23 protein-coding genes are annotated in these 21,000 nt (G+C 43.0%); 4 read left to right on the plus strand and 19 right to left on the minus strand.

Going from position 1 to position 21,000, the window contains the following annotated elements; translation table 11 throughout:
* Nucleotides 1-45: 45 nt before the first annotated feature.
* The 6 genes from AC1DF0_RS29925 to AC1DF0_RS29950 form a co-directional block, all read right to left on the minus strand.
* Nucleotides 46-945: a carbohydrate ABC transporter permease gene (locus AC1DF0_RS29925; RefSeq protein ID WP_442053188.1), complete on the minus strand. Its 900-nt coding sequence runs from the start codon at nucleotides 943-945 to the stop codon at nucleotides 46-48.
* Nucleotides 945-1,925: an ABC transporter permease gene (locus tag AC1DF0_RS29930; RefSeq protein WP_477577103.1), complete on the minus strand. Its 981-nt coding sequence runs from the start codon at nucleotides 1,923-1,925 to the stop codon at nucleotides 945-947. The genes AC1DF0_RS29925 and AC1DF0_RS29930 overlap by 1 nt, the downstream gene beginning before the upstream one ends.
* Nucleotides 1,926-2,484: 559 nt before the next feature.
* On the minus strand, nucleotides 2,485-2,859 hold the full coding sequence (locus AC1DF0_RS29935) for a transposase (protein WP_477577105.1): 375 nt from the start codon (nucleotides 2,857-2,859) through the stop codon (nucleotides 2,485-2,487).
* A 511-nt stretch (nucleotides 2,860-3,370) separates the two neighbouring features.
* Complete coding sequence (locus AC1DF0_RS29940; RefSeq protein WP_442053191.1) at nucleotides 3,371-4,240, minus strand: carbohydrate ABC transporter permease; 870 nt, start codon at nucleotides 4,238-4,240, stop codon at nucleotides 3,371-3,373.
* A gap of 12 nt (nucleotides 4,241-4,252) precedes the next feature.
* The gene (locus AC1DF0_RS29945; RefSeq protein ID WP_477577107.1) at nucleotides 4,253-5,161 is read right to left on the minus strand and encodes an ABC transporter permease; all 909 of its coding nucleotides are present in this window, start codon (nucleotides 5,159-5,161) and stop codon (nucleotides 4,253-4,255) included.
* The gene (locus AC1DF0_RS29950) at nucleotides 5,158-6,786 is read right to left on the minus strand and encodes an extracellular solute-binding protein (RefSeq protein ID WP_477577109.1); all 1,629 of its coding nucleotides are present in this window, start codon (nucleotides 6,784-6,786) and stop codon (nucleotides 5,158-5,160) included. The genes AC1DF0_RS29945 and AC1DF0_RS29950 overlap by 4 nt, the downstream gene beginning before the upstream one ends.
* Before the next feature lie 121 nt (nucleotides 6,787-6,907).
* On the opposite strand from AC1DF0_RS29950, the gene AC1DF0_RS29955 reads away from it, so the two are divergent.
* Complete coding sequence (locus AC1DF0_RS29955; RefSeq protein WP_477577110.1) at nucleotides 6,908-7,282, plus strand: winged helix-turn-helix transcriptional regulator; 375 nt, start codon at nucleotides 6,908-6,910, stop codon at nucleotides 7,280-7,282.
* On the opposite strand, the gene AC1DF0_RS29960 is transcribed toward AC1DF0_RS29955, so the two are convergent.
* The 6 genes from AC1DF0_RS29960 to AC1DF0_RS29985 all read right to left on the minus strand — a co-directional run bounded on the left by AC1DF0_RS29960 (nucleotide 7,272) and on the right by AC1DF0_RS29985 (nucleotide 13,854).
* Nucleotides 7,272-8,693: a hypothetical protein gene (locus AC1DF0_RS29960; RefSeq protein ID WP_477577112.1), complete on the minus strand. Its 1,422-nt coding sequence runs from the start codon at nucleotides 8,691-8,693 to the stop codon at nucleotides 7,272-7,274. The two genes, AC1DF0_RS29955 and AC1DF0_RS29960, sit on opposite strands and share 11 nt — an antisense overlap.
* Nucleotides 8,694-10,130: 1,437 nt before the next feature.
* Nucleotides 10,131-10,718, minus strand: a complete 588-nt coding sequence (gene hisB / locus AC1DF0_RS29965; protein WP_477577114.1) for an imidazoleglycerol-phosphate dehydratase HisB — start codon at nucleotides 10,716-10,718, stop codon at nucleotides 10,131-10,133.
* A 276-nt stretch (nucleotides 10,719-10,994) separates the two neighbouring features.
* Complete coding sequence (locus tag AC1DF0_RS29970) at nucleotides 10,995-11,468, minus strand: DinB family protein (protein ID WP_477577116.1); 474 nt, start codon at nucleotides 11,466-11,468, stop codon at nucleotides 10,995-10,997.
* 73 nt (nucleotides 11,469-11,541) lie between these two features.
* Complete coding sequence (locus tag AC1DF0_RS29975; protein ID WP_477577118.1) at nucleotides 11,542-12,609, minus strand: NAD(P)H-dependent flavin oxidoreductase; 1,068 nt, start codon at nucleotides 12,607-12,609, stop codon at nucleotides 11,542-11,544.
* 38 nt (nucleotides 12,610-12,647) lie between these two features.
* Nucleotides 12,648-13,391: a YbfB/YjiJ family MFS transporter gene (locus AC1DF0_RS29980; protein ID WP_477577152.1), complete on the minus strand. Its 744-nt coding sequence runs from the start codon at nucleotides 13,389-13,391 to the stop codon at nucleotides 12,648-12,650.
* A complete protein-coding gene (locus AC1DF0_RS29985; protein WP_477577120.1) occupies nucleotides 13,273-13,854 on the minus strand; it encodes a YbfB/YjiJ family MFS transporter in 582 nt (193 codons plus the stop codon). The genes AC1DF0_RS29980 and AC1DF0_RS29985 overlap by 119 nt, the downstream gene beginning before the upstream one ends.
* 196 nt (nucleotides 13,855-14,050) lie before the next feature.
* Here AC1DF0_RS29985 and AC1DF0_RS29990 point away from each other — a divergent pair, with 196 nt between their 5' ends.
* Complete coding sequence (locus AC1DF0_RS29990; RefSeq protein ID WP_477577154.1) at nucleotides 14,051-14,308, plus strand: hypothetical protein; 258 nt, start codon at nucleotides 14,051-14,053, stop codon at nucleotides 14,306-14,308.
* 41 nt (nucleotides 14,309-14,349) lie between these two features.
* Entirely contained in the window at nucleotides 14,350-14,817 is a 468-nt protein-coding gene (locus AC1DF0_RS29995) for a LysR substrate-binding domain-containing protein (protein WP_477577122.1), read from the plus strand.
* Between the two features lie 543 nt (nucleotides 14,818-15,360).
* Here AC1DF0_RS29995 and rarD read toward each other — a convergent pair.
* The 7 genes from rarD to AC1DF0_RS30030 all read right to left on the minus strand — a co-directional run bounded on the left by rarD (nucleotide 15,361) and on the right by AC1DF0_RS30030 (nucleotide 20,262).
* Nucleotides 15,361-16,239: an EamA family transporter RarD gene (gene rarD, locus AC1DF0_RS30000; RefSeq protein WP_477577124.1), complete on the minus strand. Its 879-nt coding sequence runs from the start codon at nucleotides 16,237-16,239 to the stop codon at nucleotides 15,361-15,363.
* Between the two features lie 94 nt (nucleotides 16,240-16,333).
* Entirely contained in the window at nucleotides 16,334-16,852 is a 519-nt protein-coding gene (gene paiA / locus AC1DF0_RS30005) for a spermidine/spermine N(1)-acetyltransferase (RefSeq protein ID WP_477577126.1), read from the minus strand.
* Between the two features lie 25 nt (nucleotides 16,853-16,877).
* The gene (locus AC1DF0_RS30010) at nucleotides 16,878-17,330 is read right to left on the minus strand and encodes a MarR family winged helix-turn-helix transcriptional regulator (protein ID WP_477577128.1); all 453 of its coding nucleotides are present in this window, start codon (nucleotides 17,328-17,330) and stop codon (nucleotides 16,878-16,880) included.
* Between the two features lie 227 nt (nucleotides 17,331-17,557).
* On the minus strand, nucleotides 17,558-18,049 hold the full coding sequence (locus AC1DF0_RS30015) for a hypothetical protein (protein WP_477577130.1): 492 nt from the start codon (nucleotides 18,047-18,049) through the stop codon (nucleotides 17,558-17,560).
* A gap of 765 nt (nucleotides 18,050-18,814) precedes the next feature.
* A complete protein-coding gene (locus tag AC1DF0_RS30020; RefSeq protein ID WP_477577132.1) occupies nucleotides 18,815-19,222 on the minus strand; it encodes a DUF5412 family protein in 408 nt (135 codons plus the stop codon).
* Between the two features lie 321 nt (nucleotides 19,223-19,543).
* On the minus strand, nucleotides 19,544-19,810 hold the full coding sequence (locus tag AC1DF0_RS30025) for a DoxX family protein (protein ID WP_477577134.1): 267 nt from the start codon (nucleotides 19,808-19,810) through the stop codon (nucleotides 19,544-19,546).
* Nucleotides 19,811-19,908: 98 nt separating this feature from the next.
* On the minus strand, nucleotides 19,909-20,262 hold the full coding sequence (locus tag AC1DF0_RS30030) for a hypothetical protein (RefSeq protein WP_477577136.1): 354 nt from the start codon (nucleotides 20,260-20,262) through the stop codon (nucleotides 19,909-19,911).
* A 334-nt stretch (nucleotides 20,263-20,596) separates the two neighbouring features.
* Between AC1DF0_RS30030 and AC1DF0_RS30035 the strand changes: the two genes are divergently transcribed.
* Complete coding sequence (locus AC1DF0_RS30035) at nucleotides 20,597-20,992, plus strand: MerR family transcriptional regulator (RefSeq protein WP_477577138.1); 396 nt, start codon at nucleotides 20,597-20,599, stop codon at nucleotides 20,990-20,992.
* Nucleotides 20,993-21,000 lie beyond the last annotated feature (8 nt).

Consider the following 21,000-nt stretch of genomic DNA (forward strand, 5'->3'; position numbering starts at 1 on the left):
TAATAAAATTTATATCAAGACCTTGCGGTCGTAATATTATGATCACTAGCCTTTGACTGCTCCAATCATAACGCCTTTAACAAAATGCTTCTGCAAAAATGGGTATACGAGCATGATCGGGATAATGGCGACAACCATAGCCGTAACCTGAATGGAGAATGTTGTCACCGTATTCATCGATGCGAAATCCGCGCTCATCGCATCTGTCGGCATCGTGCTTTGATTGATGATCTCCATCATGCGGTACGTTAACGTACGCAGATTGTTACTTTGCACGAAATAGGCGGAATCGAGCCAAGAGTTCCACTGCCCAACGCCGAGGAACAACGACATCGTAGCTAGAAGCGGCCGCGAGATCGGGAGGATCATCTTGTAAAAGATCGTCAAATCATTGGCACCGTCGATACGGGCCGATTCTTGAAGTTCATCGGGGATTTCTTTGAAGAATGAAATCGCGATGAGCAAGAAGAACAGATTCAACATGGAAGGGATGACGTATACAGCGAAATGGTTAAGCAGTTGCAGCTCCCGTAGCACCACATAATAAGGAATCATACCACCGGAGAAATACATCGCGACGATGACGATCGCAAAATACGTTTTCTTGAACAAAAGCTGCTTATAAGCCAACCCGTAAGCAACTAAACTTGTAAACATTACTCCCAATAGCGTTCCAACAACCGTTCTCGCACATGATACGAGAAAGCTTACTCGCCACTTGGGATCCTGGAAAAACGTCGAGTAATTATCCAGTGTAAATTGTCTCGGCCAGAAGTAAATGCCTCCCTTTGCCGCGTCCAGTCCTTGATTGAATGATATAATCAACAAATAATAGAAAGGATAAAACGTCATTATGACGACAAACAAGATCAACACCATATTAATACTGTCAACGAGCCAATCCTCAAGGGTCCGCCGTTTCCACTTCTTCCGAATGCTCACCATTAAAATAACCCCTGTCCTGAAATTCGCTTGGCTATGAAATTACTTGTAAAGATGAGGAAAACCGATATGACGGATTGCACCAGATCGATCGCGGTAGCGTAGGCAAAACGTCCTTCTGCAAGCCCCATCTTGAAGGCATACGTCTGAACAATTTCTGACGTATCGCTGTTGACTGAGTTACCCAACAAGAAAGCTTGCTCAAAGTTGGAACCAACCAGTCCGCCGCCCAACAAACTTCCAATCGACAGGATCAGTACGACGACGACCGCTCCCTTAATGCCCGGTAGCGTAATGTGCCAAATTCGCTTCAACCGTCCAGCTCCATCAATTTCTGCCGCCTCATACAACGCAGGATTGATACCTACTACTGCAGCCAGGAAGATAATCGTCCACCAACCCGCTTCCTTCCATACCGCGCTCCCTACAGCAAGTCCCCAGAATGAATGAGGGTCCGTCAGTATTGTAAGAGGCTCGTCCACTACGTTTAATTTTAAGAGCAGTAAATTAACGAGGCCGCCTTCTGACGAGAAAAACACGAAAGCTAAACCCATCACAACGACCCAGGAGATGAAATGCGGGAAATAACTCACAGTCTGCACGAACCTTTTGAACCCGGCTCCCTTCAGCTCGTTAAGCATTAAAGCGAATAAAATCGGAATAGGAAAAGCAAATACAATTTTTAAGATACTAAGAATCAACGTATTCCGAACCAAATCGTTAAACCTGTAATCGCCTACAAATTCATTCAAATATTTTAGCCCTACCCATTCGCTCGTAAATATTCCCTGCACACCGTCTGTAATACGGTAGTCCTTGAATGCCATGAGGATCCCGAACATGGGAATGTAAGAAAAGATAATCAAAAACAATATGCCGAGCAGGACAAATGTTTGTGGCAAACTTTGTCTTTTAAACCGCTTCCATAATATCCGGTTTTGTCGAATCGCATTAATATCATTACCTGTTGTATCCGCTTGCATCTGTCTTCTCCTCCTTCATAACGTCATTGTAGCTTACTTTTTCTTGCCCCATCTACGGATCATTTTTTGACTGACACTGTCCATTTTTATGATGTTCGGACCAGTCGAGACGCATAGCTAAGAAAGGTGAACCTGCCGCCTCCCGTTGGCGGCGCAGCGCGTTTCATTTCGGAAATATAGCAAAAAACCTTTGTTTCGCAAGGGATTGAGTCTTGTTATATTTGGTTTAGCCTAGTGGATCTAAGACGACCAAGCAGTTCAGGTATTGCGAATTGGAGTCGATGTATGATCCCGACAACGAGTATTCGGAACTTGCGGAATAAGCATCATGTCGGGAATGTTGCAAAGTTCTTATCACACGACATCTCACTACTCGACACACATAACTCCGAAAAATTTTCGCATTCCTCGCTCGTCCCCACCGAGCAACAGCACGGTTCAGCAAATCGGCTAACGATATATGTTCTTGTCCTTTTCGGCTAAGGATATAAGTTCTTGTCCTCGAGTTTGGACAAGAACTTATATCCTTAAAACAAAAATACCGCGATTTACGCGGTTTCTAAAGAATATATGTTCTTGTCCTCTGACAATGCAAATTGCGTCGGAGGTTCAACAAGAGCTTCTCCTTTATTAGATTTGGATAACGCATTTTTAAGTAATCTACCTGAGCCTTCAGATAGTCTCTTTCTTCCTCAACGCTGTCAAAGACTGTTCGAGAACGCCCCTTCAGTGGATTCGAACCGCTACTTTTCCGCTCATCGAATGACTCCCCGTTTTGCCACTTCTTCACTAATACTTTCAGTTGTGAACAATTGCGGATCCCCTCTTGTTCAGCTACCACCTTATAGCTCGATGAACTCTCTAAAGAAGCTCTGACCGATTTCAATTTGAATTCATCTGTATACGTTTGAAATGCTTGTCCCTTTTTAGCCATAAAAATATCCCCCCAAGTTTACTCAAACCTCCATGATAACATGACGGTTTTTTTTGAGTGTCTACTTGAAGGGGATAATACCACTTTCGCGGTTTTTAATGCATATATGTTCTTGTCCTCTGACATTTGTTGTTTTTTCTTGTCCCTCTACACCGCTGTTTAGGATATTCTATTGCTTGTAGAATATATCCTCACATTCGATCCTTTCTCACTCTTCACTTAAGTTCTCGTCCTCGGCTCGGGACAAGAACTTGTGCCGATAAAACAAAACATTCGCTATTATAGCAAAACCGAGAGAATACTGCACAATCACAGTTTTCTCTCGGTTTATTATTTCGCTGTGGTACTTCATTCGTCGGATTGTTGATTTCGGTATAGGTGCTCCCAACCGTACAACGTGTCAATGTGATGCATTATGCTTTATGCATATTATTACGCCGCATCCTCTTCCGTATCTGCTGCAGCTGCTGTCGACTTATCAACGTCATATCCCTGCTGATTAATATGATCCCTATCCCTTGACCGCTCCTAAGAAAGCGCTATTCACAAAATACTTCTGGAGAAACGGATAAATACATAGAATGGGCATAGTCGCAATCACGATTGTAGCATATTTGATAGTTTCTCCGATGTTTCGAGCTTCTCCTACACCTGCTCCAAAAGAAATGTTATCCGTTCCGTTGTTGATCAAAATCTCGCGCAACACCAATTGTAGCGGATACAATGTACGATCTTGGATGAACAGCGATGGGATAAACCACATGTTCCATTTGTCTGCTGCCGTATATAACATAATTACGCTAATGACCGGCATGGACAACGGGATCACTATTCTTAGGAGCACGGTCAAGTGATTGGCACCGTCGATCTGGGCCGACTCCTCAAGTTCAACAGGCAACGACAAAAAGGCGGTTCGCAAAATAATTAGGTGAAACGTATTGACCGCAAACGGAAGGAGCAGAGCCCACATGGTGTTCATGATACCCATATTTTTCACTACAAGATAGAACGGTATGAGCCCTGCATTAAAGAACATTGTTACGACAATAAACAACATTAGGAACTTGTTCCATATGAAATTACGACGCGATAGCACGTATGCCGCCATAATCGCCATCGTTACATGTAGAATGAGACCTCCGCCAACCAGTCGAAGCGTATTCCAGTAGCCTGACCAAATCGCTGGATTACCAAGCGCTCTCTCGTAAGCCAGTGTACTAAAACCGGCCGGTTTCCAAAGCAGTCCCTTTCTAGCCATAAGTAGGTCGCCATCGCTGAACGAGGCGGACAAGACGTAGATCAATGGATAAAGCGTAACAGCAACCAACGTGGTCAGCAGAAAGTAAACGGCAATGTCAAGTATACGGTCGGATAAATGCATAGGTTCCCCTCCTTACCACAAACTGTTTTGGTTTGTTTTTCGGGTTAGCGAATTGGCGATTACAAGCATCAGGAGATTGATTGCAGAGTTAAACAATCCAATAGCCGAACTGAAACTCCAGTCATTGTCGAGTAATCCTTTACGATAGACGAACGTGGAAATAACATCCGCCGATTCATAGATCACTGGATTATAAAGCAATAATATTTTTTCGTACCCTACATCCATCAAATGACCTATCCGCAAAATAAACATGATTGTAATCGTCGGTAGAAGCCCTGGCAGCGTTATGCTTCGAATTTGGCGCAAGCGACTTGCGCCATCTATACGCGCTGCCTCGTATTGCGCCTGCGGGATCGTCGATAGCGCTGCTGCATAAATAATCGACTCCCAACCGACCCGTTGCCAGATTTCGGACATCACGTATATGCCGCGGAACAGCCCTGGCTGCTGCAACAAATCCCGTCCATCCCCCCTTGTCAAAAACGTAACGGCGAGATTCGCAATGCCGCCGCTCTGGGTTAGATCCTTGACCAAGCCGCAAACGACGATCAGCGAGATAAAATAAGGCATGAACGAAACCGTCTGCACGAATGATTTGACATATCGCGAGCGAACTTCATGAATCAAAAGAGCCAGTACAATCGGAGCTGTAAAATCGAACACCAGGGAGTAAATACTTAGCAGCACGGTGTTCCGAAACAAGCGCCAGAAATAGTGGCTGTCGATAAAAGACTCGAAGTGTTCCAATCCGACCCATTCGCTTCCCCAAATCCCTTGAATCGGTGAATAATTTTTAAATGCGATAACCGCGCCGTACATAGGCAAATACTGAAACAAAACATAATAGGCGACGATTGGAATAGCGAGCACAAAGAGCCATTTGTTACGCTTGAAATCTTTGGCGACTCTTCTGATCATCGGTTCAGGAAGCGGTCGTAAGCAGCCTGTTGAATTTCTAGCGCGCGTCTGATACCAAGAGACTCTAGCTTTTCCGTAAGCGAACGAAAAGCTTCATCCGCCGGTTCTGATCCCAGAATGACCTTTAGTGTGATCTCGTTGACTAGCGTGTCGACATCAGACATAATGCGCACAAATTCGTTCGATTCCTCAGATGTTATCGACACGGGCGGAAATACGTGCTTAAGGTTGTCCGTTTTCCAATTGTCGTAATTGTGGTCCTCATTCGTCACGGCCAATTTACCGATCAGCTCCTTAGATTCCACGTATGGACCTGGATTTACGGTATGGGTATAGAGCGTCAACGCTTCTAGGTAGGACAGATTGTCCGGGTTACTCGTGATTAATTCTGTCAGCTCCGGTTTGCCGTCTTTCCAGTTGAAAGACTGTCCTTCGATTCCATAATTGAAAAGCAGGTAGCCCTCTTCTCCGTAGGCGTAATCAAGCACTTGAACGGCAAGCTCTGGATGCTTGCTGCTGGCGGATATCGCAGCAGACGCTTCCGCCCCATACAACCACGCCTCCTGTCCAAATTTCGGAGCCTTCCCTTTTTGCAACACAGGATAAGGCGCGAACACGAATGTCGCTTGCGGATCTCCATCCCTAAGAGCAGCCTCCCATTTGTCGATATTGGCGCCCGAGGAGACGGTTGCTCCCGAAGCTCCTGTCATCATATTCGCATCCTGCGTTTTTCGGTCGTTCTGCGTAAAGTTCGGGTCGAGCAATCCTTCTTCATACCATTGATTCATTGTTTTCAAAAACTGCATATATCCGGGCTGCAGCGGACCATACAGCACTTTCCCGTCTTCGTGATAAAAATCACGGATGACGCCGAACGCCCCGATAAAAGCTCCATCCAGAAAACCTTGCAGCGCATGGGTTTGGCTGCTGAAAGTCAGTGGTGCACGTACGCCTTTTCGCTCCTTGAACGCTATCAACACTTGGTGCCATTCGTCGATCGTTGTGGGGACATCCAAATTTAGCTCCTGAAGCCAATCCTTGCGCAGCGCCGGCCCTGCCCACTGTGTGGTCATGCCGCCTTCTTTAAGAAACGGAAATGCATAATAGTCTCCGTTGTCCGTTTTCACCAATTTGTCGATATCGGGATGCTCCTGTAAATACTTTTTCAAGTTCGGCGCATGCCGGTCGATGAGTTCGTTCAGTCTTAAAATATATCCGTCTTTCAAGGCCTTTTCAGGTCCGCCTGACACACCATCCAGCCAATTATATTCGATAATGTCGGGTAAATTTCCTGAAGCAAGCATTACGCTGAACGATTCCTTTGCCTGTGTTGCAGACACCTCAGAAAACCGAATCGGTACCCCAATTCGTTTCTGCCATTCACGATAAAAAGGAATATCGTTAACGCTCGGTTTGAGCGTCGTCTGGCTTTGCAGCCAGTACGTCAGTTCGGCCCCATTTTGGATCGGGTAGACAGCCTGCGCGTCTACCGTTTCACCGTTCGAAGAGCTGCTTGCCGATCCGGTGATTTGATCGGAGACTTCATTCCGTGCCGAGCAAGCTGAGATAAGGATCAATATCACCAGCGCAAACGACAGAATGGCAACTTTTTTAATGATCAACATATATGGTTACTCCTTTTGAGCATGGGTTTCATACTTGAAACGATTGGCTCGGTTTGATAAAATTCATATTAAACAGGGTTGTTTAGTCGATATTAATAACAAAAAAAGAGGGGTATTGAATATGATCGAATACCGCAATAGCGTTTTTCTTTGTACCTCCGAAATCACTATCGGATTAATAAGCGGAAAATGGAAGCCTTTGATTTTAAGTCATTTATCGAAACAAACCTACCGGTTCAACGAACTTCAGAAGTTGATGCCCGGAACAACGCAAAAAATGCTGACGGTGCAGTTAAGAGACTTGGAAAACGACGGATTAATCGTCCGGAAAGTGTATGCGGTAGTCCCGCCAAAAGTCGAATATTCGCTAACCAAATTGGGAGAGGCGCTCATGGTTATATTAATCCAGCTTCGCGACTTTGGGACAGATTATATGCGGTTATTTCCGGACGACGAACTGCCATCCACAATACAAGAGCATGAGGTTAACGGGTAACAACTTGACGAGAATAGCTTTCATTCAATAGAATTAACCCTCTTAATTTACTACCTGCCAGATGCGGCGCCCCCACCTCATCGGCTTGTTCGTCAATGATTACAACCACATTTAGCGGAAACAGTTTGCCAAGCAGTGCCCACACAATGAGCGGATTGCCTCCAACCGAAATGTAGTGAACGCCATCTTCATCAAACGCCGCGAGTCCTGTCACCCCCAATATATCCGAAGCAGAGTGTTCGATCCATTCGGAACGGGCCGGCCAGGCTGTACTTTCTGCGGATACGTGGATTTGCTCAGGACGATACATATATCGGTGTCCTCGCATTGCCTGCCCAACGTCCACACGATACTCGTAAGTCCCATCCGACAATCTCAGATTTAATATAACCCGACCATGTTCATTTGCTTCGGGTACGATATCTATTTCGTTTTGGAAACTCGCTTCATTGTTATTCTCTTGCTTTAATGTACGGGAACCGATCCAACTGCGGGTGGCTGCGTAGTAATCGCCCTCAGCATAATCGAAGACAACGGAGTCTGCCCCCCCGGCCTTCTGATACGGCAATAGATGAGCGGGATGCCAGCAGAGTAAGCTTTTTGTGGCGGTAATCGGTTTCCCAATTGCCGCAGGCAGCACCATCCCGAGACGGTTTTGAAATCCGTATCCAACCCTGGAGAGCTCAGGGCTTAAGAAACTTTGCGCGAAGCGTACAACCTCTCTGTGCGGCATTTGTTTGACCATCAGTTCTGTGAGGAAACGATTCCGCGCCTGCTCGACAAAACGAAGTCCCTTCGCTTGATCCCCCTCCACGATCATAATAGGAACTTCCTCCCAGTTCTCAAAAGGCATCAACGCATCTCTCAGGAGGATAAGTTGGTGCAGATACTCATTAAACAACTGCATGATTTCGGGGCTACCCTTTGGCCCCATTAAAATGCTCACCACCTCTGGCGTCCATCGATGATTGTCACACTGGCTTCTATGAACAAGCTGGAGTAAGGCTTTTTCTCCGTACATCAGCCAAGCCGACTTCTCTAAATAATATTCTCGAGCCCAGATTGACAATGTGTTTCCGATTTTTTGCGCCTGATCGAGGAACGGGCGTTTCGTTTCATCTCCCGAGGCGATTAAGGCCAACGGCAGCACGGCTTCTCTTCCGGAAACTCCTAAGCTGGATTGGAGATTCCTTAGCAGCGACTCACCAGCTGCATATTCCCCAAGCTGTAAGCAAACCGCCTCGAGTAAGGCACTAGTTTCACGGACGATATCTTTTGCACGGTACACTCCAACAGGGAGTTCCCATTGCGATTTCTCTTGAGAGTCTACAGAACGAAACGTCGTAGTCTCGATATCAATTCGCGACCCAAGGCGCAGGCTGTAATCCTCAATTTTGATCCGATATTCCAACTTAATCTCTCCCTTTCATCATTTCTGACTCAGTATAAATTCAATTGACATACTTGAAAAGTACGCACTTTTTGGTATGTCAATTTCAATTAAGTGACTAAGTTTCATGAAGGAAACCTTAGATAACATTAGGGTAGAAGATACCTATAAATTAGATAGCTCGGGTTTACAGACCTATCATCATACCATCATATAATTGCAAATTGAGAGTCTACTACGTCATAGTTACCAAGTGGTACTACGATGCTTTGAATATGTAAAATAGACGGCGACTTGCTCTTCAGCTTGTCTTCGGAAAAAAACGTTACCCGAATACAATCTTCTACTGCACCTGACTTGTGCATGTAATCTTCATAGGTCGCAGGGGTTACCATTATAGGTAAACCTATTACGAGCGCTATGTCCCTGATGAAGTTGAAGCAGTATTAACAGAGGTAACTGATGGGGACAAGTCCAAATCAATGTCGGTGAATCGTAAACTAACTCGCGGCTGTAATCGAGAACTTGTTGAAGATATCGATCGGTATTTGTCCATTACGGCAATCGGTACAAGTTCGTGTCCTCGACTCTGATTTTCATGGGAAATAATGCAAACAAGAGCTTGCTGGAGTACATGCTTTTCTTGTTAGGCGTTCACGCCTCTTCAACTGGAATAGTAGGCGCTACGCTGTGGCCCAAACTTGATGCCCCGAGCCTAAAAATTCGCTCTACTTGTGATACGGTTCACCTCGCATGACCTAAAAGCATCCTGCCAGTTCGTATTATGAGATCAACCATTTCTTTCTGGTTGATTCTTTTTGCTTTAGCTTCGAGGATTAGAATAGCCGGGTCAAACGTACCTGCCCGTGGAATTTGATCATGAGAGCTATAATGTTTACCCCTACTTGTCATGATCATTGAGCGAAACTGCCGTTAGTTTTAACGACACCCATCATGCTTGGGTAATTGAAAAGCAGGATATCCTCTTCAAATCGGCTAAGGATATAGGTTGTTGTCCATTTCGGTTAAGGATATAAGTTCTTGTCCCCTAACATATGATGTGCCACATTATATAAGTTGTTTATGAGTTGTTTTCCTCGTTTGAAATACTAAGTTGTTTTTCTTATGAAGTTTATCCCACATTGGGTCTTCGTCGCAGCCAAGGATTCTTTTTCCTTTCCCTAAATGTAGAACACGGAGCAAGATCTCCGTGGATCTTGCTCCGTGTTTGTTGTGTTTTGGTGTTTTGGAATGTGTCTCGGGATTCGTGCCTTTCAACCTCATCCTAGATGATCACATGACCGGCTGCCATTAACGTAACAAAGCTGCCGGATAACGCTCGGCAGCTTCAGCAGTTTGGCTATTAAACTATCGTCTCCCGTTAACTTAATCATCAGATCTCCAATAAAACAAAATCCTACCCATAATTTTTTACACGTTAAGCTTCTACATATTTTTTCATAAAGATAACGTACCCTTCGTAGACGGAATAACATCGCTTGTTATCCTAATTGCTTTCTTCAATGCATCGCCGAATGCCACGAAAATCGCCTCATTAATATGGTGTGTATTTCTGCCGTATTCCAAATTGATGTGCAAGGTTATCCCGCTATTATGTGCCACAGCGACAAAAAACTCTTCGGTTAATTCGGTCTCAAAATCGCCTACTCGTGTTGACGGCATTTCCACGTTAAACACTAAAAAAGAGCGATTAGATATACTCATATCCACTAATGCTAAGCTCTCATCCATAGGTATACGCGAACTACCATAACGGTTTATTCCTTTTTTATCTCCTATAGCCTTTTTGATTGCTTGCCCCAAGCAAATTCCAATGTCCTCAACCGTATGATGCCCATCTATCTCTAAATCACCTTTACAATCCACATTTAGTTTTATTGCTGCCCTAAAAGCAAAAAGTGTGAGCATATGGTTAAAAAATTCAATTCCCGTGTTGATGTTGCCTTCACTGTATTCATCGAGATTAAGCTCCAGTTTAATTTCTGTTTCTTTTGTTTTTCTGTTAATTAATGCCTCTCGCGCCATAACAAACTCCCTTCTTAATTGAGGTATTGCTTTTTGGTATTGTTTGCCGAATGAAGTCGATTGAGACCACATTCTTTAACACTTTACTTCTCTAATATATTATCGCATTAAAGCGATGTTGTAAAGTTATGTGAATCGGCAAACCACATTAACCTGCCCTATACTCCAATAAAAGCGGCAGCTGATCCTCTGATCGGCTGCCGCTGTGTTGATTGAACTATTGTCTCCCGATAGCTTAATGACTTTGTGCCTACTCGTGCATTTTCAACTCAGGTTTCAAGATACTAAAATTTGCTGTTTAATGGCTTTAATCGTTGCATAATGCATGCCTTCGTGATACAAACAAAAACTAAGACATTCCTTTACTGTCAATAATTCAAGGCCAGCCGAAGTGACATATGGTTGCTCGAGAGATGATTCTAGGCGATGCTCCAAGGTTTGCTCTATCCGATCGATTTGCTTTGATAGCAATTGGAGAATTACATCTAAGCTAGGTATATTCGTTACCCAGTTCTCTGGTTTTGTGCCAGTAGTAAAATATTCTGCTAAATGCTTCGGTAACTCCATTTTTTCATTTGTTAGCCCAAGAGTGAATTTTTCATGAACAAGAAGAATGTGTCCAAGGTTCCATAAAACATTGTTGTTAAATCCTCGTGGTACAGTCCTTGTTTCTTCCTCACTCATATCTGTAACCTGTTTTATCGTATTGATTCGAACAAATCTTAATTGATTAATTAGGTAATTTACCATAACTAGTCCTCCATTGAAAAACTGAGGTTGCTGAACACCGAGGGTTCATTTCTTATGACAATTAACTACATTGTTAAAATCTCATTGTGATTATCTTTCTTGCTTTCTCGATTGTTTCATTGATAATTGTAGCGGCCGAATGGTCGTTAGCTAACCTCAAGCCTTGTCCAGCCCAGAGTGACATAAACTCTGGGTCATTCGCTATTGCTGCCGCCTGTCTAATATCCCGTGTCATCACGTGCTGAATAGGATAGGGGGGAACATTTCTGGGATACAACTGCATGTCGCGTATAAATTGTGTATTAATGCCTCGTGCCGCTTTACCCGAGTATGCATTTGTAATTATAGTAGCATCCTCGTTTGCAGAAAGTATTTTTTCTTTGTACGTTGGATGTGCACCACTTTCCGTGCAAGCCAAAAAGGCTGTGCCCATTTGAACGGCTGCTGCTCCTAAAGTTAGGCTCGCTACAAGCCCACGTCCGTCCATGATCCCTCCTGATGCAATCACAGGAATCGAAACATGATCAACAATTTGGGGAACTAGAGCTATGAGGCCAATTAAGGATTCGGAAGCGTTCTTTAGAAATGTCCCTCTGTGCCCTCCTGCCTCACTGCCTTGTGCCACAATTGCGTCTATATCCGACAATTCCAATTTTATAGCTTCATCTACTGTTGTAGCAGTACCAATTACAAATGCCCCACTTTTCTTCAAACTTTGAATAATATTGTTTGAAGGGATCCCAAATGTGAAACTAGAAACAGGAACGCGCTCTTCTAGCACAACTTGTACTTGTTCTTCAAACGATTCTGTGTATTTTGGAAGTGATGGATTTTGCGGAATACCAAGTTGATTCCGGTAGGAGTTAAGGTAATCGGACATTTTCTTAATTGTTTCTTCAGTTTCCTCCCGTTGCTCAAAGACAAATAAATTAACTCCGAAAGGCCGGTCGGTTAGCCCTCTTATCTTATTGATGGCAATACGAATTTGTTCAGGGGTTAAATACCCAGCCCCTAGGTTGCCAAGTCCACCTGCGTTTGAAACCGCTGCTACTAATTCGGGAGTCGTTGGGCCACCTGCCATCGGTGCCTGGAAGATCGGATAGCTAATGTTTAACTTTTGTGTTATCAGTGTTTCAAACAATTTTAAAGGCCCCCTGCTTATTATTGTTTAATGGTCTCTCATTGGGACTGTGGAATGTTATTTCGTTCAGTTTTGTTGGATATGATTGTCCCCAAAATCAATATAATAACTGCTATGGCGAGCACCAAAGCTGAAATTGTAAGTGCCAAACTGTAACTATGCGCTACATCCAAAATGAATCCAGCCCCAATAGGACCTATTATCTGCCCTATACCAAAAAATCCAGTCATTAGAGCAATAGCATAATTACTATTTGACTGTGTTACCATTCGAGCTGCGGCAAGTGAAAGCATAGATATTCCCATAAAAGTCCCTCCAAAAAGAATCGACCCTAGTACTACGCCAACTATATTAGGCATGATTACTCCAAGTGCTTGAAGAATAAGTGCAGTAATTAGAGGTTTAACATAACTTGTCTTACTTGCCCACCATGACCATAGTAAGGGTGATGGGATAGCTGCTAGCCCCACGACAATCCAGCTAAAATAGGCAAAAACTGAGATATTGGGCAATTGCTTCACCATTGCTACTAAGAAAGTCGCACTTACGATATAACCCAGTCCTTCAAGTCCATAAGCAACAAGAAGCCAGACGAAAATAGATTGAGGCAATTTCAATGAATGTTTAGATGCAGAATTCGTTAGTAACGGTTCGAACTTAGTGTCATGGATAGAAGACCAAATTGTTAGAACAAGAATAAAACTGACAACAAATAAACCTATCCAGGCTCCCCGCCAAGTGAAATGGCTGAGAATAGGTGTAGCTAGCCCCGTTAGGACAATACCGGTACCAACTCCGCCATAAGCCTACCCATTTTTCACGCTTTTTAGAAATCAGTGTTTCCATTACTAAACTTGATGATAAAACGTAAATAAGACCACTACATAATCCAGCTATAAAACGTAAAAACAGCCATCCAATAAAGGATGAAGTGATTCCCATAAGACCTATAGAAATGATGCATAGAATCAAATGAATCCGTAAGTAACGAGGTCGCCGATTTTCCCAGGTTATAAAACCTGCACCAAAAGCAGCGGCAAGGTAGCCCAAATTATTACTTCCCGCCAAATACCCAGTCTCCGTAACTGTAAGATGAGATTGCGACTGCATCAATGGAAGTATGGAAGTAAAGGAAAACCGCCCGATACCCATCGCAATGATAAGCATAACAAATCCAGCAATTATTGTCTGTGTGGATTCATTAACTTTATTCCTAATTAACTGCATGAGAATTGCCCCTTTCAAAAATCATTTTACCCACCTTTATATATCAAGTAAAATGAACGTAAATGATATTTATCATTAAAATTATCAATACCTATTACGGAGGTATCACAGTGGATATCCGGGACATGCAGATTTTTTTGACTGTTGCCAATGAGGGGAGCTTTACCAGGTTGCAGAGAAGTTAGACTACGTTCAATCGAGCATAAGTATAAGAATTCAGCAACTTGAATGCGAGTTAAAAACAGAGCTGTTCTATCGCGGACGTCAGGGAGTTCGGCTCACATCATCAGGAGAGGCGCTAAAATCGTACGCTGAAAAAATAATCTTCCTCACTCAAGAAACGGAACGCGTTGTATCTGATAGTACAATCCCTCGTGGACCTCTTCGAATCGGATCGCTTGAAACTACAACTGCTATTCGGCTTCCATTCATTCTCGCCGAATACCATAAGTCATACCAAAAGTCGATTTAATACTAAAAACAGGAACGACAGATGAACTCATTCACTCGGTTTTGAAGTACGAATTGGATGGAGCTTTTGTATCCTCGCTAGGGGAGCATGTAGAGTTTGAAACAGTAGAAGTTGGCACTGAGGAACTCGTACTCATATCAGGACGCCAAACAACGCCGATCCATCACCCGGAACAACTACGCCATTTGACCATTTTTGTTTTTCGAGTTGGATGCCATTACCGTCGAATACTTGAAGATTGGTTGCACTTAAAAGGCATTCCCGCAAAAATTATGGATCTCGGAACTTTAGAGGGGATTCTGGGATGTATTCATGCTGGCCTCGGAGTTTCACTTTTACCTCTTTCGGATATCGAAAGGGCCTTGATTAAATATGACTTACAATATCACAAAATCTCGGAAGAGCTCGTTAAAATACCCACTATATTCATCCGCAGTAAGGATACTTATAATACAGCAGCTATCTCCGAATTTATTAGGGTTTCGAGAGAGAGATTCAATGATATCTAATTGGAACTAATCTGCCAGTTAGTTCAATAAAACTTCCCTGCTGTTCACCGTCAACGAGATACCATACTCAATAATCTGTTTCCAGTGACATGCTCTCAAGGGCTGTATCGGGCATCGTACATATTGTCGGGAAAGTTACAAAGTTCTTGTCAGCTATCGGGAATGTTATCAAGTTCTTGTCATTTCATTTTGACAAGAACTTGATAACATAAAACAAAAAAGCCGCAATTTATGCGGCTCTCAATGTTTCTATGTTCTTGTCACCCGACACTTGTTGTCGGATGACAAGAACTTGATAACTGTTGGATGACAAGAACTTGATAACATTCTCTCCCTCCATCACCATCATGTGCTTGGAATAAATAAAAGCATCATTCAATGTTGAATGATGCTTTTATTTATCCTACTCCTAAAGTTGGAACCTGGATACATACTTTTTTACATAATCTCTGAGTAACTATTTTTTCTGTTGGATTTTCAAATACTTTCATTGCAACCATTGATGGTGTAAACGAATATGGTGGTGCCAGAGCGAGTTTTCCGTTAACTCGCTTTGGCGAGTCTCGTGCCGCGAACAGATGCCACAGCGTACACGATGAGCGATGTCCAGATTAGCGCGAAGCCGACGAGCAGCACCGGGGAGATCGATTCCTTGAATACGAATACGCTCAATAGCAACATAATCGTCGGCCCAATGTATTGTACGAATCCAAGTGTGGACAGCGCCATCCGGGCGGCAGCCCGCGCAAAGAAGATCAGCGGTAACGCCGTAACCACGCCTGACAGAAGCAGTTCGACGAAAGTGGACGCAGGCAGCGTCCATGCCGTCGTCTTTCCCGCGGCGGCCAAGTAAATCCAGTAGCCGAGCGCGACAGGCAGGACGACAGCCGTCTCAGACAGCAAGCCTACTGAAGCATCTTGCACGATCTTTTTCTTCGCGAAGCCGTACAAGCCGAACGACGCGGCCAGCGAGATCGCGACCCACGGGAACCGCCCGTAGTCGATAGCGATGATGAGCACTGCGGAGCCAGCGATGGCAATCGCGAGCCATTGGCCACGGTTTGGCTTCTCGCGAAGGAAGACGACCGCCAGCAGCACGTTCAGCAACGGGTTCAAATAATAGCCGAGACTTGTCTCTACGACATGGTCGTTGTTCACCGCCCAGATGAAGATGAGCCAATTCGCCGCGATCAGCAGTCCGCTGGCAGCGAGTGGCAGCAGGAGCGCGCGGCTAGCCGCAATCCGCTTTATGTCGCCCCAGCGGCGCTGGACGGCAACAAGAATACCCATGAAGACGAACGACCAGACGACCCGATGCGACAAAATCTCTCCTGCCGGCACGTCGTTAAACAGCTTCCAATATAGCGGGAGAACCCCCCACATGATATACGCAATTATGGCGTTGACCAACCCGTTGTTCATAACCAATTCCCCACTTCTCTCTCCGATGTCTGAACGGATTATACACCTTTAAACAAAGGAAAAAATTAGTCCACTGTTGTTAAATATCCTGATCTTATATGAGCGCTTTGGTCATAATAAAATCAATTTGTTCTTCATCACCCATATAAAAAGAGTGGGCTCCAGTTTGAACAAAACCCATTTTTTTATAAAAGGCAATTGCGTGCTCATTCTTTTCCCAAACGCCTAGCCAGATCATCTTTTTGTTTTGTTTAATGGCTATTTCATCCACTTTGTTTAGTAGGTGTTTTCCAAGCCCTTTTCCTTGAAATTCAGATCTAATATAAATCCTCTCAATTTCAATTGACTTACCATCTATTTTTTCAGTTTGAGCATCATTAACATTGACCTTTAAATATCCGGCAAGGTCCTCATCGAAACAGATGAAATAAAATTCGGAAGAGTTATCGGATAGTTCCGTTTTCAATTGTTTAGAGTTAAATGCTCTTTCCAAATAGGCTTTCATATTCTCGTGAGAGTTCTGATCTCTAAATGTCTCGTTGAATGTTTCAGTACTTATTTGTTGAAGTATTTGTAAATCTTCTAGGTGGCATTTCTTTATTTTCACTGACATTTAAATATAGCTCCTTTAAAAAAAATCAATAAATTCTCTTGTTTCCCTTTTTCACAAATTCCCAGTCAACTTCTACATTTTTTCTAACTCTTTGAAGCAGATGAAAAATGGTTTCTGTTTCACTTTCAGAAAATCCCACTAATGCGACACTATTCGAATAATCATTTTCTCTCTTTATAAATGGAAAAACTCTTAACCCTTCTTCTGTTGGAAACAGTCTTTTTATTTTCTTATTATGTTCATCATCTCTCTTTTCAATAAAACCATTCATTTCAAGGTTTTTTATTGCACGAGCAGCGGTTGTTCGGTCTACTTTAATCATTTCAGCTAGCTTTTCTTGAATAATTCCTGGATTTTCACATATTCTGACAAGGTACAAATACTGCCCTTTTGTAAGGTCAAATTCTTTAAATTCTATATTACTTATAGAATCAAGAGCTCTGGCAATCATTCCAATTTCACGTAGGATTTCCTCCATATATGCAACTCCTCTGATATATGTCACATGAAGACAGTACAACATTTTTGTTGTACTTGCAACAAATAGAACATCAGACTATTCCAATTAACCTGCCCGTTAGCTCAACGAGGCTGCCGTTTTATGCCGGCAGCCTCATTCTGATGGTTATTGAACTATTGTTTCCCGATAGTTCAATCGTAACGCGAGAGAAACGATAATGTGCAAGAAGTTGGGTGCGTAAACGTTTATCTTCTCGTAAACTCCATAATCCAATTGGTATCCCAGTTGTTGCCGCCATCAAACGAAAAGGACTGTTGCCAGCGAGCCGTATTCTCCGTGATCTCATCCCATGTGAATCTCATATGCAGCGGCTTTCCGTCTGGCGTATCCACCACTTGATTAAACACACCAATTCCATTTTCAAACTTTCCGATCAGTGGTCTAAAATCATTAGGGTTGCAATTATCCAGCCATACCAACGACCACAGCTGCGTTTCCTCGTCATAAGCGCGTATCGTCATCCCTTTTCTTACTTCGCCATCCGGGAATATTCCTTCAAAATGATCGATGATGACCTTCCCATCGAGATATTTCTCACCTGTATGACTAGCCTCAAACTCTTGCCAAACACCTTCCTTTTCTGGATACATCGCATTCGTCCGACGTCTATTGCGATTTATCATCGGTTTAAGCGTAAAATCAAAATCATGCATACCAGAACGGATAATATTCTCCATATGTCGTCACTCCTAGTGGGGATGTATTTTCTATTCCCAAAATAACACAAGAACATACGTTTGTATATCGTTCTTGTAATTATGAAGCAATTCTTCTGATACTTCACCACATTAAACTGCCCGTTAGCTCAACAAAAAGGCAGCCGATCGTATTTGGCCCGGCTGCCGCGGTGTTGTTATTCAGCTATCGTCTCCCGTTAGTTTAGCGAAGAACTTATCTACCAATTAAGAACAACCTTTCACCAAGATATAGCTGGTACTGCTCAAAGGTTGATGAATCTGCAAACAAATCAAAATAATAGTTGCCCATAAATTCAATAATTAAGTCGCCACTCTCAAAGTAGTGAATGTTTGTTATTGGTCTGGACAATAGATGAGCTTTCAAGATAGACGTAAAGTCAGTTTCCTTACGTTCATTAATGCCCACCAGTATATCGGTTGAAAGGCGCAATCTCCAAGAACACTCCACGTTTATGATTCCACTTTCAAATTTTAGATTTACCAGTTCAAGTCCCACTGAATTATTTCTGCTACTTTTTGTCCGATAAAACCAGAAAAATCAATGCAATCCGAGCTGTTCGAGTAGTCCACGCAACTCACCTCAATAACATGATTCTACGGCTATTTAGGAATCCCTTTTATTATACTAATCTGCCCGTTACTTCAACGAACAACGGCAGCCGATTGTGAAGCCTGCTGCCGTAACGTCATGTTGAGCTATAGTCTCCCGTTAGCGTAACGCTTCATTTTAATTTTTTGGCTCTGTTAATGTTGATTGTTTATTATCCTCCAAACCAAACCTCCATCGAAATAAGTCTCTTTTTCAACGTTCAATTTAACACTTTTGTTTGAACTGGAGTACCCTGGTTCTTCATTTACAATAGATAGAATATTTTCATTTTTCCACTCCATAGAAAAGTTTCTATTCGCATCACTATGATAAACAGTCTTCATTTTGTTATCATCATGATAAGTAATTTCTACCCATAAGTTAACTCCACCAGCGGCACCGCCATAAGTTTTATAGTAAGCATTAGCAGAATACTTACCGGTTGGGGATTCCATAGGTCCTTTATAAAATTCACCTTCAAGGTTATCGAACGTAAAAAAGTATGTATTGTATATCACTTGAGTTGAAACGATACCAATTCCTAGGAGAGTTACAATTATCATTTTTTTAGGAAATGGCTTCTTCTTGATAAAGAAAACAAATAGTTTAAAACAAAATATTATAAATAACAGAACTGTAATGAGAGAAAAGATGAAGAAACCTAATAAGTATAAATAATTAATAGAAATTCCTCCAGTCGACGTGTTCTCATATTCCTTACAGTTTAAGTAACGGAACCAAGTGGGATAATGTTTCGAATATTTGGAAGGTGCCGAGTTATAGCGATGTTAGTTCCGGTCTACTTAGCAAAGACGTCAGCCGGTCGTTCTGGCCAGCTCACGTCGTGTCATCATCGAGCTATCGTTCCCAGTTAGTTCAATACACTACTGAGCTTTTAGTTTACGACTTGGTGGACGTAGTGCCCAAGTTACGCTGATCAGTACAAGAAATATTAATGGTGATGCGATCTGAACGAAGCTGTCCCCTGCGTAGGCATGAGATGCTGAAGCTGCCATAAGGTCAATGACAAAGCCCGCATAAGCCCATTCTTTCATGCGTGGAAAGCGCGGTATGACGATTGCGACAGAACCCAGGACTCTTCCAATTCCAAGAAACGTTAAAATGTATACCGGATACCCAAGATGTTTCATTTCCTATATTTGGTGCTCTCCCTGCATGATGAAAAGAATGCCGCCGATAAATAAAAGTCCTGCAGCTAATATGGTGCTTATCCAGTATGTGGTTGGTTTCATTGTTTCTCCTGTGATTTACCGATTATGATGTTTATATTTGATTCAATATCGGTTCTCAAGAATGCTTTTGCTTCTTCATTTCCTGTTAGCTGAAGCAAAACTAGCTCGTCTGTGTTACTTGCAATGACTGTAAACGTTAGAAATGGGCAGCATTTGCGCTCCATGCTTACCCATTCATTGATAAGCCCCAGCGTTTCCGCATCCCCTGGGAAGCCATATTGGTACCCGTTTTCAAGCTCTGTGATGCCTAGCCTTCTTGTTTCAAGCTCTCCCCAAATGCTTTTATACTCCACGCGCTGTTCAGTCGTAATAACGCTGTGACAGCAAGCCACTGGTATTTCCTTTTCCATTTCTTATCGTGCTCCTTTCGTTTTACAGGAATTGCATCCGCATCCTGATTTCATGCAAGAGGATCCGTTTGTATTTCGTTTCTGGTAAATCACAATGCCTGCTATTACGAATAGAAGCGCAATACCCGTAATGACAAATGGATTTAAAAAGAACGAGGATACCCCTAAAACAGCTAGACCTCCAATAAGCGGAAGCGCGCAACACAAAGCGCATGCCCCTAATAGTCCAAGGCCGGCGAGCCAACTCCCTTTTTTCATTTACATCACCTTCCCAATCAAGTTACAATTCAATCATAAAACTTAAAGCTAACTTGAAGTCAAGGGGGTAGTTATTATGGCTGGAATGAGTATTGGTCAGCTCGCGGCAAAGGCAAGTATTAACGCATCTACGCTGCGTTATTATGAATCCGTGGGGCTTCTACCTGCTCCTGAGCGTAAAAATGGTCAACGTCGATATGATGAGGGATTTTTAGATCGCATCCATTTTATTAAAGTCGCACAGCAAACGGGATTTAGCATTCAGGAAATAACGATTCTGCTAGAAGGCTTTGAACCAAGCGACTCATTATCGGATCGTTGGGAGCAGATGGCAATGCAAAAACGCTCCGAACTCGAAGAGCGAAAAAGACAGTTGAATTCGATGATACAGATCCTAGACAGCGGCTTGAGCTGCAAATGCCTTACTTGGTCGGAATGCAAGGATAAAATAGAAAACGAAGGCGTGTGTTAGAGGAGTGA

The organism is Paenibacillus sp. 05T425, from assembly GCF_056396205.1.

Bases quoted from the DNA above. Each gene is read 5' to 3' on its own strand.
- AC1DF0_RS29925 (WP_442053188.1), bottom strand. From the start codon at position 945: ATGGTGAGCATTCGGAAGAAGTGGAAACGGCGGACCCTTGAGGATTGG.
- AC1DF0_RS29930 (WP_477577103.1), bottom strand. From the start codon at position 1,925: ATGCAAGCGGATACAACAGGTAATGATATTAATGCGATTCGACAAAAC.
- AC1DF0_RS29935 (WP_477577105.1), bottom strand. From the start codon at position 2,859: ATGGCTAAAAAGGGACAAGCATTTCAAACGTATACAGATGAATTCAAA.
- AC1DF0_RS29940 (WP_442053191.1), bottom strand. From the start codon at position 4,240: ATGCATTTATCCGACCGTATACTTGACATTGCCGTTTACTTTCTGCTG.
- AC1DF0_RS29945 (WP_477577107.1), bottom strand. From the start codon at position 5,161: ATGATCAGAAGAGTCGCCAAAGATTTCAAGCGTAACAAATGGCTCTTT.
- AC1DF0_RS29950 (WP_477577109.1), bottom strand. From the start codon at position 6,786: ATGTTGATCATTAAAAAAGTTGCCATTCTGTCGTTTGCGCTGGTGATA.
- AC1DF0_RS29955 (WP_477577110.1), top strand. From the start codon at position 6,908: ATGATCGAATACCGCAATAGCGTTTTTCTTTGTACCTCCGAAATCACT.
- hisB (WP_477577114.1), bottom strand. From the start codon at position 10,718: ATGGCGCGAGAGGCATTAATTAACAGAAAAACAAAAGAAACAGAAATT.
- AC1DF0_RS29970 (WP_477577116.1), bottom strand. From the start codon at position 11,468: ATGGTAAATTACCTAATTAATCAATTAAGATTTGTTCGAATCAATACG.
- rarD (WP_477577124.1), bottom strand. From the start codon at position 16,239: ATGAACAACGGGTTGGTCAACGCCATAATTGCGTATATCATGTGGGGG.
- paiA (WP_477577126.1), bottom strand. From the start codon at position 16,852: ATGTCAGTGAAAATAAAGAAATGCCACCTAGAAGATTTACAAATACTT.
- AC1DF0_RS30010 (WP_477577128.1), bottom strand. From the start codon at position 17,330: ATGGAGGAAATCCTACGTGAAATTGGAATGATTGCCAGAGCTCTTGAT.
- AC1DF0_RS30015 (WP_477577130.1), bottom strand. From the start codon at position 18,049: ATGGAGAATATTATCCGTTCTGGTATGCATGATTTTGATTTTACGCTT.
- AC1DF0_RS30020 (WP_477577132.1), bottom strand. From the start codon at position 19,222: ATGATAATTGTAACTCTCCTAGGAATTGGTATCGTTTCAACTCAAGTG.
- AC1DF0_RS30025 (WP_477577134.1), bottom strand. From the start codon at position 19,810: ATGAAACATCTTGGGTATCCGGTATACATTTTAACGTTTCTTGGAATT.
- AC1DF0_RS30030 (WP_477577136.1), bottom strand. From the start codon at position 20,262: ATGGAAAAGGAAATACCAGTGGCTTGCTGTCACAGCGTTATTACGACT.
- AC1DF0_RS30035 (WP_477577138.1), top strand. From the start codon at position 20,597: ATGGCTGGAATGAGTATTGGTCAGCTCGCGGCAAAGGCAAGTATTAAC.